At 21.2% G+C, this 14,096-nt stretch carries 13 protein-coding genes and 1 other RNA gene; 5 read left to right on the top strand and 9 right to left on the bottom strand.

The features are described from left to right. Positions 1 to 135 precede the first annotated feature (135 nt). From rsmI to Lyticum_RS02975, 3 genes are all read left to right on the top strand, one after another. Positions 136 to 1,428: a 16S rRNA (cytidine(1402)-2'-O)-methyltransferase gene (gene rsmI, locus Lyticum_RS02985; RefSeq protein WP_322498853.1), complete on the top strand. Its 1,293-nt coding sequence runs from the start codon at positions 136 to 138 to the stop codon at positions 1,426 to 1,428. A 276-nt stretch (positions 1,429 to 1,704) separates the two neighbouring features. Then, positions 1,705 to 2,523 (top strand): adenylate kinase family protein, encoded by an 819-nt coding sequence (locus Lyticum_RS02980; protein ID WP_322498852.1) that lies wholly within the window; start codon positions 1,705 to 1,707, stop codon positions 2,521 to 2,523. A 100-nt stretch (positions 2,524 to 2,623) separates the two neighbouring features. After that, positions 2,624 to 3,310, top strand: a complete 687-nt coding sequence (locus tag Lyticum_RS02975) for a ribonuclease D (protein ID WP_322498851.1) — start codon at positions 2,624 to 2,626, stop codon at positions 3,308 to 3,310. Between the two features lie 53 nt (positions 3,311 to 3,363). Here Lyticum_RS02975 and Lyticum_RS02970 read toward each other — a convergent pair whose 3' ends face one another. From Lyticum_RS02970 to Lyticum_RS02955, 4 genes are all read right to left on the bottom strand, one after another. Then, positions 3,364 to 4,278 (bottom strand): lipoyl protein ligase domain-containing protein, encoded by a 915-nt coding sequence (locus Lyticum_RS02970; RefSeq protein ID WP_322498850.1) that lies wholly within the window; start codon positions 4,276 to 4,278, stop codon positions 3,364 to 3,366. A gap of 75 nt (positions 4,279 to 4,353) precedes the next feature. After that, positions 4,354 to 5,301 carry a bifunctional 2-polyprenyl-6-hydroxyphenol methylase/3-demethylubiquinol 3-O-methyltransferase UbiG gene (gene ubiG, locus Lyticum_RS02965; RefSeq protein WP_322498849.1) on the bottom strand — a complete coding sequence of 316 codons (948 nt, stop codon included), beginning with the start codon at positions 5,299 to 5,301 and terminating at the stop codon, positions 4,354 to 4,356. A 45-nt stretch (positions 5,302 to 5,346) separates the two neighbouring features. Then, positions 5,347 to 6,183, bottom strand: a complete 837-nt coding sequence (locus tag Lyticum_RS02960) for a hypothetical protein (RefSeq protein WP_322498848.1) — start codon at positions 6,181 to 6,183, stop codon at positions 5,347 to 5,349. A 416-nt stretch (positions 6,184 to 6,599) separates the two neighbouring features. Then, positions 6,600 to 7,148: a hypothetical protein gene (locus tag Lyticum_RS02955; protein WP_322498847.1), complete on the bottom strand. Its 549-nt coding sequence runs from the start codon at positions 7,146 to 7,148 to the stop codon at positions 6,600 to 6,602. A gap of 333 nt (positions 7,149 to 7,481) precedes the next feature. Between Lyticum_RS02955 and Lyticum_RS02950 the strand changes: the two genes are divergently transcribed. After that, entirely contained in the window at positions 7,482 to 8,984 is a 1,503-nt protein-coding gene (locus Lyticum_RS02950) for a lyase family protein (protein ID WP_322498846.1), read from the top strand. A 140-nt stretch (positions 8,985 to 9,124) separates the two neighbouring features. On the opposite strand, the gene Lyticum_RS02945 is transcribed toward Lyticum_RS02950, so the two are convergent. Next, positions 9,125 to 9,619, bottom strand: coding sequence for a hypothetical protein (locus Lyticum_RS02945; protein ID WP_322498845.1), 495 nt, complete (start codon positions 9,617 to 9,619; stop codon positions 9,125 to 9,127). A 239-nt stretch (positions 9,620 to 9,858) separates the two neighbouring features. Next, positions 9,859 to 10,242: a transfer-messenger RNA gene (gene ssrA / locus Lyticum_RS02940) on the bottom strand. 338 nt (positions 10,243 to 10,580) lie between these two features. Between ssrA and Lyticum_RS02935 the strand changes: the two genes are divergently transcribed. Then, positions 10,581 to 10,832 (top strand): hypothetical protein, encoded by a 252-nt coding sequence (locus Lyticum_RS02935; protein ID WP_322498844.1) that lies wholly within the window; start codon positions 10,581 to 10,583, stop codon positions 10,830 to 10,832. On the opposite strand, the gene Lyticum_RS02930 is transcribed toward Lyticum_RS02935, so the two are convergent. The 3 genes from Lyticum_RS02930 to Lyticum_RS02920 all read right to left on the bottom strand — a co-directional run bounded on the left by Lyticum_RS02930 (position 10,809) and on the right by Lyticum_RS02920 (position 13,734). Then, positions 10,809 to 11,447, bottom strand: coding sequence for a hypothetical protein (locus tag Lyticum_RS02930; protein ID WP_322498843.1), 639 nt, complete (start codon positions 11,445 to 11,447; stop codon positions 10,809 to 10,811). The two genes, Lyticum_RS02935 and Lyticum_RS02930, sit on opposite strands and share 24 nt — an antisense overlap. A gap of 284 nt (positions 11,448 to 11,731) precedes the next feature. Beyond that, positions 11,732 to 12,700, bottom strand: coding sequence for a bifunctional enoyl-CoA hydratase/phosphate acetyltransferase (locus Lyticum_RS02925; protein ID WP_322498842.1), 969 nt, complete (start codon positions 12,698 to 12,700; stop codon positions 11,732 to 11,734). A gap of 290 nt (positions 12,701 to 12,990) precedes the next feature. Continuing rightward, a complete protein-coding gene (locus Lyticum_RS02920) occupies positions 12,991 to 13,734 on the bottom strand; it encodes a YqgE/AlgH family protein (protein ID WP_322498841.1) in 744 nt (247 codons plus the stop codon). Between the last annotated feature and the right edge of the window lie 362 nt (positions 13,735 to 14,096).

The raw sequence follows: 14,096 nt of genomic DNA, 5'->3' as shown, positions 1-14,096 counted from the left end.
AGATATAAAAGATATAAAATTTATGAAAATATTTATGAAAATAATTAGATATTATTTTTTTCTTATATAAAATGTCTACTTATATCAATTAGTTGAAATTAATACTGTTTTTGAAAAAGAATTTATATAAAATATATGAATATAAAAAGAAAGAAAAATAAAATAAAAATATATAATAATAATAATTTATCTAAAACTAATACTATAGATAAAAATGAATTTATTAACTTAAGCGAAAAAAATCTTAATAATGACATCCCATCTTGGCAAAAAATGATAGATTTCGTGATTAATCAACAAAATATTCCATCTGGTGGATGTCTTTATGTTGTCGCTACACCTATAGGAAATCTTTATGATATTACATTGCGTGGTCTAGCTATATTAAGTAGTAGTGATATTATTTTAGCTGAAAATACAATTATAACTCATAAAATATTAAATTTTTATAATATAAAATCACAAAAAATTATCTCATTTCATGATTTTGATCATAATATAGATTATGCATTAAACTTATTGAATAGTGGAAAAAAAGTATCATTAGTAAGTGATGCTGGGACTCCAACTATATCAGATCCAGGATCTATATTAATATATAGAGCTAAAATAAGCAATATTCGAGTTATACCAATACCTGGGCCTAGCTCTATATCTGCTGCTATGTCAGTTAGTGGTGTTCTTGGTGATAACTGGTTATTTGTTGGATTTCTTCCAAAAAAAAGCTCTCAAAAGAAAAATAAGTTAGAATACTTAAAGGAATTAGATACTAATGTAATCATTTTAGAAAGCCCATATCGTATATTAGATACTTTGTATAAGATATTAGATATTTTTGGTAGTAAACATATGATTTGTATAGGAAGAGAAATGACGAAAATGCATGAAGAAATTATTTTTGATACTATTGAAAATATTTTTATTCTTTATAATAAAAGAGAAATAATAAAAGGGGAAATAGTTCTTATTATTTCTCAAGATAATAAAACACTTGAAGACAATATTCAATTACATAAAAAAGAAGTAATAGAGTATCATCAAAGCAATATTGAAAACAACAATATAATGCAACATACGCAAAATAAGAAATGTAATCATATTATAAATAATATAAAAACTATAAATAATGATAATAATAATGATAATATGCAGGACTCTATAAAAAATTTTATAAAGAGCAATGTATTATGTAGCGATGTAAAAGAAAATAATATTGAAAGTAATATTATTGAAAATATTGCTAAAATTGAAAATTCTGCTAAAAAAATATTTCAATCTCTTTTTGAATACCAAATTCCTTTAAATACAGCTACTAGAATTGTTGTAAACCTTTTAAATATAAATAGAAATACTGCATACAAAATAGGATTATTAACACAAAAAATAAATTCTGTAAATGGATTTACAATTGATAAAAATAAAAATTAAAAATAAAGCTTTTTAAAGAATAAAATTACTACTTATAATAATAAAACATATTATATATTTAAGGTTTATTTCCTTAAAATTAGATGATTAATTTAAAGAATCTATTTTATATATAATTTTTACGTATTAATTATATAATAATTTTTTAATTATAAAATTTATATAATATTTTCTATAATCATGAATTATATTAATATTAATATTATTGACAGTCAGAAGTATGAATAATATTGTTGAACTTGTTCTAATTTAAGTTAATATAATATATTAAAAAAAATGATTATAAAAAATTTTTTATTAAATTTTATAAAAAAATCTCTAATTTTTTTATTATTAATCGTAATAACTGCATGTTCAAAACAGAATGCATTAACAAATAATAATAATTATAAAGATCATAAATTATATATTATAATGATAGGTGCTCCTAGTTCTGGGAAGGGAACACATGCTTCTATTATATCAAAAAAATATAAAATTCCTCATATATCAGTTGGGGATATTATGAGAGATGAAGTAAAATCTGGAAGTAAATTAGGAAGAGAAATGGGAGATATTATGCAAAAAGGTGGTTTAGTTCCACCTCAAATAACAATGGAATTAATAAATAATAGAATTAGTCAAAAAGACTGTAGGAATGGATATATTCTTGATGGAGCACCTCGTTCTAGATATCAAGCAGAACAAATTAAAAATATTTTGAGTAAAGATCCTAATAATGTGAATATTATTCTAAATTTAGATGTTAGTGATAACGTACTTAAAGCTAGAATGATCAAACGTGCTGAATGTGGTAAATGTAACGCTGGTATGATTAAAGGATCTATCTGTACTAATTGTCATGGTGATGAAGTAATTAGATCTGATGATAATCCACGTACATTTAATAAAAGACTTACAACATATCACAAACATAGTGATGCAGTTATAGATTATTTTAAAAATCATAGCAACTTTATAATAGTTGATATCAAAAGCCATGGTAATGTAGAAGAGGTTTCTAAGAAAATTACAAATAGTATAGATTATTTTATCTCATATATAACAGAAAATAATCAAGTAATGAAATCATCATTAGAAAATATTATTAATTAACTTAACAATATTATTTTTTATTTAAATTTTTATTTAAAGATTAATGAAAAAGTGAAAAAATTTAATAATGTTTAATATATAAAAAAAATAACAAATATAAATGAAAATAAAAAATAAGCGTATTTTAGTACATAAAAATGATCTCCCAGATGATTTATCACTTGACTATACAATTGCAATTGATACAGAAGCAATGGGTTTACAGCCCCATAGAGACAGATTATGCTTAGTTCAAATTACTGATGGATCTGATTGTATTCATCTTATTCAGATGACAGAATTTGCACCTAAATCTCCAAACTTATGTAAAGTTTTATTTGATGATAATTATAAAAAAATTTTTCATTTTGCACGTTTTGATATAGCGATTTTACATCGTAATTTTGCATCTTGTTTCTTAAAAAATAACTATTTTATAGAAAAAAATAATAAAATTAATTCTAAAAATGATAGAATTAATAATGTTTTTTGTACAAAAATTGCTGCTCGTTTAGCTTTAACTTTTTGCCGTAGTCATAGTTTAAGAGACCTATGTTATGATTTATTAGGTGTTAAAATATCAAAAGAACAACAAACATCTGATTGGGGTAAAAATAGTTTATCTGATAAACAATTAGAATATGCAGCTTATGATGTTTTTTATTTACATCATTTAGCAGAAAAACTTTCAGAAATATTGGTTCGAGAAGGTCGTATGGAAATAGCACAAGCTGCTTTTGATTTTGTGCCATATCTTTCTGATTGTGATCTTTTAAATTTATCTGGAGAATATATATTTTCTCATTAATAAAATTTAATATTTTTTATATTTCTTATAATATTTTTTGTGAAATTTTAATTTTAGAATATTTTATTGGAATATTTTATATAATCATCATAATAATGTATAAAATTACCAATATAATGTGTAAATATTTGATTTATATTTAAATTATTAATATAAATAGACTTATATTTAATTTCTTCTTCAATTGATGTAATAATACAATCTTTTATTCCACAAGCATGAGATATTTTTGCAAAATGATGACTTTGTTGATGAATATTCAAGCTTATTCCATGATAAGTAATAGAATTTTTAACTTTTAATCCTAAGAATAATATTTTTTTATAATTCTGAGATATAAAGTCATTTTGATTTTTTTCATTATTATTTTTATTAGAATTAAGTTTATAGTTATCAAAATGCTCAGAATAATTAAAATTATTATAGTTATGAATCCATAATCCTGGATAATTATTTATTTGTTTTGTATCGATATTACAATAATTTTTCAAGAAAAGTGAAAAAAAACTTTGTATAATTATAATAAACTTTTTGATATCTGCACTAAATGGTGAGAAAAATTCAATCAAATTGATAATAAAATATACAACTTTTTGACCTGGAGCATGACAGGTTATCATGCCTCCACGATCAGAAAAGTGAATAATTTCAGGAGAAATTATAGATTGTAGTTTTTGGATTTGATCAGATGGGGTATTACAGCCTATACTATAAATAGTTGGATGTTCTAGAATTAATATATATCCTATAAAATTATCATTATTCTTTTTATTATTATCATATATTTTATTATAATTAATTTGATTATAATTATTAAAATTTAAAAAAGTAGAATAATCTGAATTATTTAAATAATATAAAGGATTTTGATATTTAAATAAACAATAATGTAAACTAGTCATAAGAGAATATGCTTTTTTATATTCAATAAGACTTTTTGCTTCTAGAATTGATATTATTTTAGACATAAATAATAATTCAATCTAATTTTTAATAAAAATATCTAATAAAATTTTTATAAAACTAAATTTTTAAATAAAAAATTAATTAGGATAAAATCCTAAACACATTAAATAATTTGTATCTATTTTATTACTTATTGATAATTTTTTATTAAAAATATTATATTTTATACCAGATATATCAATTATATAATAATTATTATTATATTTATGTTTATTATTTGTATGAGAATTTGTATTATCTTCATTTATTCCATAATTTTTAACTTTTTCAAAAATTTCTAATATTTCATTTGGTTTAATAAAATCTATATAATTGTGTGTTTTTTTAGGAACACATTTAATAATATATTCTGCACAAACTATTGCTTTAAAAAATGAAGTTAAATTCCTATTTATTGTTGATAAAAAAACAATTCCTCCAGGTTTTAGTAAATTTATACAATTTAATAGAAAATCTTCTTTTTCTTTTACATGTTCAATAATTTCCATCATTATTACAATATCAAACTTATTTTTTATAATATCATTTAGTTGTTCTTTTTTTGATGCATCACATACAAAAAATTTTGCATCTGATTCTTTATAATTTTTTTTTCTTTCTATATTTTTTCTGATTTTTATCTCTTCCAGTTTATTTTTGGCTATACTTATAAGATCTTCTTCAATATCTAAACCAACAACACTATGACCAATTCTAGCCAAAGGGATACTAAGTAATCCACCTCCACATCCTATATCAATAATATCTAATTTCTTATCATTACCAAACACTGTATTTACAATATCGTTTATATAATTTAGACGAATAATATTCATATAGTGAAGCATAGACATTGGTCCATCAGATTTCCACCATTCTGAGGAATATTTTGCAAAAAGATTCTCTACTAGATTTGATGAATTATAAATATTTTCATAAATTTCTGTGTTAAAGTTAGTAGAATTTATATTGAAATTATTGCTTTCATCTTTATTACTACTATAATTATTTAAATTATTAAAAAATTTGTGAAATAATTTATTCATAAACTATTTATTAACATATTATCAAATATATATTAAATATAAAATCTATAATTTAAATTCCCAATTATTTATAATTTTTTCAACATGATTCCAATTAACTTCATAAAAAGAATCAACTACAGCATTTATAAAAGAAGTAGGGAATATATTTTTCTGTTTATAATGATTACGACAAATTTCTTCAGCATATGACATACAACAATAAAAATATAAAGATGACATAACTGCAGATTCTATAATACCACTACCAGAACCACAAACAAAAGATGATAGTATTGCATTAAATAATTCAAATAATCCAGGTAAAGACTTAAAATAATTAGGAATTATAGGAATATGCTCTACATTTATTTTAGTGAAAAGGCTAATTTTATTATTAAAAAATTCAATAAAAACTAACTCTTTATTATAAATAAAACCAATTCTTTTTTTTATTAAATTCTCAATACAAAATTGAGATTTAATTTGTTCTTGTTTATAAACAATAATATTAGGATATTTAAATACATTATCCATAAGATGATAAATTTTTTTATCATTACTATTCAATAATTCGTAAAGACAGATACTATCTTTAATTCCAATAATAATTTGATAATTTTTTTCATGATTATTATCAATTATAGCATCCCATAGCCAAGAATTAGGAAAAAGTAATAATTCTTGAAGATCTATGTTTAAAATAACCTTTGATTTATTAAACCTTTTTAAAAACTCATTAAATGAAAAGTTAATATATCTCATATCAATATGATGATCAGAAACACCAAAAGTGCTTAAGCCAGTAGAAATTAGATATGCGAAATGAGAATTTATAAGATTTAATACTAAAGGATTATATATTTCTATATTTGAAATAGCTTTTTGTAATTTTTTTAACATATATTTCTTCTAATATGTTAAATAAGTATTTGACAGATTATATTAAACTAATATTAAATATTAATCAATTATTAAACAATAAGCAACGCATTAGTTTTTGTTATATTAGCAATTAAATAAAATTTAACATTATTTATTAACATAATAATATGATTCTAAATTCAATTGATCATTGAATGAATAAATATACAAATAAATCTTATATCATTAATATAATAAAATGTTAAATATTACTTTTTAATAATAATTGTATAACATATATAAAAATATATAGAATTAGAAATATATAATTAAATCAACTATGAAAATATAAATAAAATTTTAAAATAAAAATCTTATACATTTATACAAAAATAAAATTACTAAACAAAATAAATACTGGAAAAAATTTTTATAAAATAAGAAATGAGGTTGTATTACTTAAAATCTTCAAAAAAATCTATAATAGATATATTATTTATATCTATTTTCTGTAAATCAAGAATGAAAAAGTTTTTACTACCATTCCATACAATTAATATAGGCAAATTGTACGTTTCAAAATATGTTTGTAATTTGCCTTGTATATCAGCATATTTATTTAAATTTCTTATTATATTTAGATTATATATTTCATTGATTTCACGAATACTTTTGACAAATTCTTCCTCAGATTTTGTAACCATTATGGGAAATATATCTATTTCTTTTATGTTATTACGCTTTGCATCAAGTGCTAATTTATCTAATTTTTTAATTGCATCTATTGATTCAATATTCCATGTTACCCATAATAAAATTAATGCTTTTTTTGAATCTAAATCTGATAATGATAAAATATTATTATTTTCTCCAACAAAAAAAACTTCATCAGCATATAGATTTCGATTACTAGAATATTCAAATAATGTAATTTCACCATTTTCTCTTGCATATAAATTGGAATATTTGAAAAAATTCTCAAAAAAGTTTTTTTTGCTATGCAAAAAATTATGTAACAAATGTATAGTACTAATAGTATTAATACTGCTGAAAAATATAATACAAAAAATAAAAAATATTATTCGCAAACAAGAATGATAAAATTTGTTATTAATGTAATAGAAATTAATAATTTGTATTATATAAAAAGATTATAATAAAAACAACTTAATCATATTGAAAAAATCATTTAAAATGATAATATATCGATTGAAGCGAATTTTAAATCTGATATAAGTAAAAAAATATTATAATTATAATCTTCCTTTACAAAAATGTAAAAATAAATAATATTTGCTTTAAATTAATGAATTTTAATAATTAATATAAAAAATTATATGAAAATAAGAAATACTAACATTCAAGAAAAAAACTTTAACTTAATCAATGATCTTGGAACCAAGAGAGAAGAAAAAAATGAGAATAACAAAAATAATTTATCATCCATAAGACTTTATCACAATTTTATAAAAATATTTGAAGCAAGATTGAAAATGCTGCGAAAAGCTGGATTCCTTCAGTCAAATATTAATGTTTATGATAGAATAAAGTCTGCATTAGGAATTCTTGCTTCTAAAACTTATTCAGAAATACAAAAAGAAAATTTATCAAATTATTCTGATATCAATTCTTATATTATAGAACAAGTCATAGCTCTAACTGACCCACAAACAGCAGAATATCTCTTACTAAATTATTCGAAAAAAGAGCAGAATAATATAGCAAGTCGTATGTGGATTCGTGAAGCAACGCATAGAATTATGGAGATAATGCGCTCAATCATAATACAAATTGCTTCTCAAGCTGAATCAAATTTAAAAATATCAATTCCAGGACAAATAAATAATCAAGATATTTTACCTGTGTCTCTTGGATATTATATGATAAGCTATGCTATGTCATTTTATAGATTCTATTATAAATTTTCATTATTTAAACAAGAGCATAATGAAATGCCATCTGGTTCAGGATCAATGGGTGGAACTAGCTTAGTCATGAATAGTAATATCATTGCACGTTATTTGCATTTTAGCAATGTGAAAAGAAATGCTGCTGATGCTTTTGGAGATGATAGTCATATTTCAGATTTTATAAATGCTAGTAACGGCCTAGCTACTAAAATAGGTAAAATTATGCGTCAGATTTCGTTCTGGTCTCAACAATATAATGCTTTTATTTACTTTATAAAATCTCATAGTAGCAATTCATCATTTGGTCAAAGTAATAATGATGCTATGGAATTAATTGATTCTATAATTAGTAAATCAATAGGTATATGTAATATATCAAATAATGTGAATAACATTCTAGTTAATGCTGCATGTCCATTAACTATTAATCATCAAGAATTGAATGCTAATTTATTTAAATGTTTTGACGATCTTGAGTATATGCTTTTAGCAACACAAGATATATTCTTTATTATAAAAGCAAATAAACGTCTTACAAAAGAAGCTGCGCAAAATCCTAAGAGTTTTTATAAAGATATTTTAGAATGGTTCTTGAAAAATACTGAATTAGGATTACATAAAAGTATAGAAGTAACAAATTCAATTATAAATAAAGCTATCGAAAATGATCAGAAAATTGGTTTAATGGATTTACAAGAACTTCAAAAAATTAACCCTAATATTAATGCAGGAATATATGCAGCTGTTAGTCCAATGCGTGCATCAATAGCAAGAAGAAGTATTGATGGAACAAGCCCTGTAAAGGTAAGAAAACTTATTCGTTTCTTGATAAGAAAAATGAATCAAGATACTAATGATAATTTAAATGATAATAATACTAGTGATAGAATAGATACTAAATTAATTAACGAAGCTGGAAACATAAATTAAAATTTGTTTAATTTTAAAGTTTTTAATAATCTAATAGTATTACATTTTAATATTATTAGATAATAATAAGAAATTTTATAATTTTTATAAAAAATATTATTTAGTAATAAAATTGCTAAAAAAGTAATATAAAAATAAATTTATACAATCTCATCAGTGAAAGTTGTACTAGTTTGTGTATAGCTAACCCATTTTCTCGAATTAAGACGTAATAATGATGGATTTATTGATTTATCACGATTATTTATTTGATTTTTTTTAATATGATTTAATATCATAGTGTAAATTTTACTGCTAATATAATATTTTCTTTCTAGAATTTGATCAAATTCCTCTTGCAAATTCTTCATTTCTATCATTAGATCACAAATTATTTTTAATTCATCATTAGTTTCATTATTTTCCAAACAATTGGATTGATTTATTGCATTTATTATATTATCAGATTGAATATTTAAATAATTAAAAATAGCTGTTTTATCACGTTGTAATTTTAATATTACATCAATTTTCTCATTTTTATTAAGAATTTTAATCTCATTTTTAAAAATATCATTTAATCTTTTAAGTGCAAGAATTATAATACGTGAATTAAACTGAAAAATTATATTATTTGTATTACTTTCATTAAGCATATTTAATTCTAATAAATAAATATAAGCAAATGTTTTTATTAATTTTTTAAATTATTAATAAATATTGAAAGTAAATAAAATAATATTTTTATTATTTAATAAATTTATAGCTTTTTATATGTATTAGCTATAAAACAAATTAATCTATGAGGAATTTAAAATCAGTATTTTAAAAAGATATAATACTTAATATAAAACAATATAAAACATTATAGTAATCATAAATTTATAGCTATTTATGTGAGGCAATTCTGTTGACAGGTTTGCCCCGAACCCCGCTTAGCTAATCAAACTTACCACTGGCACTAGGCTACAGCTTGTCTCAAAGAACTATTTAACATTTCTGCAACAGCTTCTTTGAAATTGATTACTTTGCCGCTAATTTTTTGTTTAGCATTTGTTTTTTTAATCCATTACGGTGGTATTATACCGAGCAAACACTTTCCCATTTAATACCTGTCGAATCTATTTCACCCCCATTATAAGAAACCGATATGGTGGAGATGTCGGGTACTGCCCCCGAGTCCAGAGTACTTATCACGAAAAGCTTTTATTGCTATAGTTGATAATATATTATAACCAACAATTACAATATAACATCTAATTTTAAATGTTTCAATAACTAATATATTTAATTAAATTTTCTATAAGAATTTATTATCACTCAATTACTAAAAATAAATATATAATTAATAAATTGATATATTATATATTAAATTGAATATTAAATCAGACTTTATTTTTTTTATTTATTAATAATTATAATAATTCTAAATGTTTCAATAACTAATATATTTAATTAAATTTTCTATAAGAATTTATTATTACTCAATTACTAAAAATAAATATATAATTAATAAATTAAATATTAAATCAGACTTTATTTTTTTTTGATTAAAAAACTTCTGCAAGAATATTTTGTTTAAAAAAAATATAATACAAAATTAATATAAATAATTTTATGTTTAGTAATACTGTTATTTCACATGATGGTAGTGATGCAAATTTATTATTTAGAATAGATCCTAATTCTATTAATTATTCAAATGAGGGAACATGTACAATAAATGATCAATCTGGTGAATATACTTTAGAAGTACAGACTTTATCTGAAAAAAATAGTATTTTATATAATATGATTAAGCATTTATTTTTTTTATTTATAAAAAATTATGATCAAAATTTAGTTTTAGGATTTAATTTCAGGATTTAATATTTCTTTACCATGCCAATATGTAGCAGTATAACATTTTTTATTATCATTCCATATTAAATATGTATATGATATTTCATCTTTTTCAAAAGATACGCTCCACCCACCTACTGATCCTTTATTGAGATTTTTCCAACATAAAAGAATTGTATCGCCAGATTTTAAGTTTGATTCATACTTATTAATATTTGTTATTTTTGAATCTTTTATTGTATATTTAGGAATAATTTTATTTATCACTGCTGTTGCATAATTCATTTTAAGATTAGTATTAATATTATTTTTTAAATCTAAATTATCTTTAATATCATCATTTTTAATATTATTGATAATATCATCTTGTATATTTTTAGATATATTTTCTTTAAAATTATACTCTTTAATAAATTTTTGATATTTTTCATTTATTTGATCTATTTCTATTGCTTGAGTTGTATTCAAAACTGTTATTACAGCTATAAGATTACTATTATTTATTAATTCTTCTGATGTCATGGGTTTTGGTAAAGCTAAAACATCTGATAAAGGTCCTGCAATTATTGAACCAAATAGAAAAGAACTTAATAAATGAGCTTTAACAATAAATTTTGTATAATTTTTTTTTGTGTTATTCATATAATATTAATTATTAGTTGATATATTTTATTTTGCCAACTTAACGATAAATATTAATTCCATTTATATAATATTTTTTGGAAGTAGTGATTATTATAAAAACATATAATTTTTATAATATGTTTTATGCAATGCAAAATTTTAATAAAATAGTATTAATATTAATTTCTATTACTATTTTTTTCCTAGACTAATAAATGTTAAAATCAATTAACAAATATTAAAATACTAAAATATTTAGTAATAAAAAAAATTTTATTTGTTATATTTTATTTTTTTGAAAATTATATAGAATTATTATTATTTTGCATTGCGACAGCTATAGCACATGAAGCTATTCTTGACATAATTTCTTCTTCACTTCTACTTGTTAATATAACTGGTACTTTTGCTCCAACTACAATCCCAGCACCTTCTATATTTGACATATATCTCATTTGCTTGTATAGCATATTTCCTGCTTCAATATTAGGAGCAACTAATATATCTGGATCACCAGATACTTCTGATTCAACTCCCTTACTTATTGCAGCTTCTTTTGATATTGCATTATCAAAAGCTAATGGACCATCAACTATCCCATTAATTATTTGTCCTCTTTGTGTCATTTTACATAATGCAGCAGCATGAATAGTAGATGGAAGACGCTCTGTAACAGTTTCTACTGCTGATATAATTGCAACTTTAGGCTTACGTTTATAAATTGATATAAATAAATCTATTGCATTTTGAATTATACTTACTTTTGTATTTAAATCTGGATCTATATTTATAGCAGCATCTGTCAAGAATAAAGGTTTGTGATAATTAGGTGCTGATACTATAAATACGTGACTTATTCTTTTTTTATCAACTCTTAATCCTGATGTACGACTAACTATTGGAAGCATTAAATCGTCTGTATGAATCTTTCCCTTAATAAGGGCTTTTACTTTATTTTCTTTTGCCATTTGTGTTGCAATAATTGCTGATTGTATACTATCATCACTATCTATTATTTCGTACTGATTAATATCAGTTTTTAATTGCGATGACATTTTTTCCATAATACTTTTAGTTCCAATAAAAATTGGATCTATTATTCCCATTTTTGCGGCTTCTAATGAGCTTTCGAATGAAAACATATCATTTGCATGTACCACAGCAACTTTCATTGGTTTAAAACCCTCAGCTATATGTATAAGATGGGCATAAAGATTTTTGGGATCTTCACTATTAAGGTGAAGTTGATAACTATTTTGATTTGTAGACATATTAAAAAGTTAATTAAATTAATATTTAATTTATTAAAATATTTATAAATATATTAATAAAATCTTAACTTTTTTAAAAAAAAATATCAACTAGTAATTTTTATTCAATTTAATAATATTTATCTTTTATTTATTAAATTTTAATGATATTATTAATTAAAAATTAAAAATATTATATTTTTAAATAATATATTACTAAAATAATATAAAATATATCTTTAAAAGAAGATCTTCAAATTAAATAAAAATTTAACTAAAATATATATATTTATACTTATAATTATGTATAATTATGCACTTCCTGCATAATTTACAAAATATAGTGAATTTTTTACATTAAGTTTTTGATTCATTACTATATCCCAGCTATTTTGTGAATAATTAGATATAATTTTAAGATCTGGTGCAATAATAAGCCAATCATTATTATATATTTCCATCATAAGTTGATCTCCTTCCCAAGCAGCAATACCTTTAGCAAAAACTATTTTTTGTTTTATTTTATTTTTTTCTTTTTTTTGCATTTTAGTAACTATTTCTGTAGCTAATTCTTTTCCATCAAAGTAAAAATCAGCAATTATAGATTTATTATAGTAAAAACTTCTATATGTATAAATATTAGAATCTATTTTTGCATCATAAAATATAGATTTATCATCAAATCCAGCGTTATTTTCAAAAAAAGAAATTTCATTTTTTTGTTCATTAGATGAGTGATTCTCAATTTTTTTAACTTTTCTATTTAAGTTAGAAAAATCTAAACCTACTATTTTATCATTATTACTTGGTCCACCTAAAAGAAGTGGATATTCATCTATTAGATCATTATCATTATGTAAACTAATCTGTTTTCTATTTAAAATATCTAATGGGGATACTGTACCTATGGCATGATTTAAAATAACACCTATAACAATTCCAGATGAATCATAAGCGCAGACATATACAAGTGTTTTTTCAAAAAATGGGTCTTCTAAATGTGGTGAAGCAACTAGAATTTTACCTTCTAATCCTCTTAAATCATATTTTTTCATTTGTTTTAATAAAAATTAATTAATGTATTTTATTACCAATAAATAACATTACTTTTAGTTTAGTTTTTTGTCAAAATATTGGTTTAAAATATTAGTTTATATACAATAATTAATATTTATATAGTATATAATATTATAAGATTATATGGAGATTTATATGTATTTAGTATATAATATACTACTTAATATTATTTTAATAATAAGATATTATTTATATAAATATAATAAAAATAATAAAATAATCAAGATAAAAATTTCTAAAAAATATAATATTTGTATAAATATTACTAATTAAATATTTATTTAATAAATATATTAATATATATTAAATTTTAAATTAATTCAAAATTGCAATTTTTTAA

Source organism: Lyticum sinuosum (assembly GCF_034471385.1).
GTDB classification, from domain to species: Bacteria; Pseudomonadota; Alphaproteobacteria; order Rickettsiales; family Midichloriaceae; genus Lyticum; species Lyticum sinuosum.
This window is presented reverse-complemented; position numbering and strand designations above follow the sequence as displayed.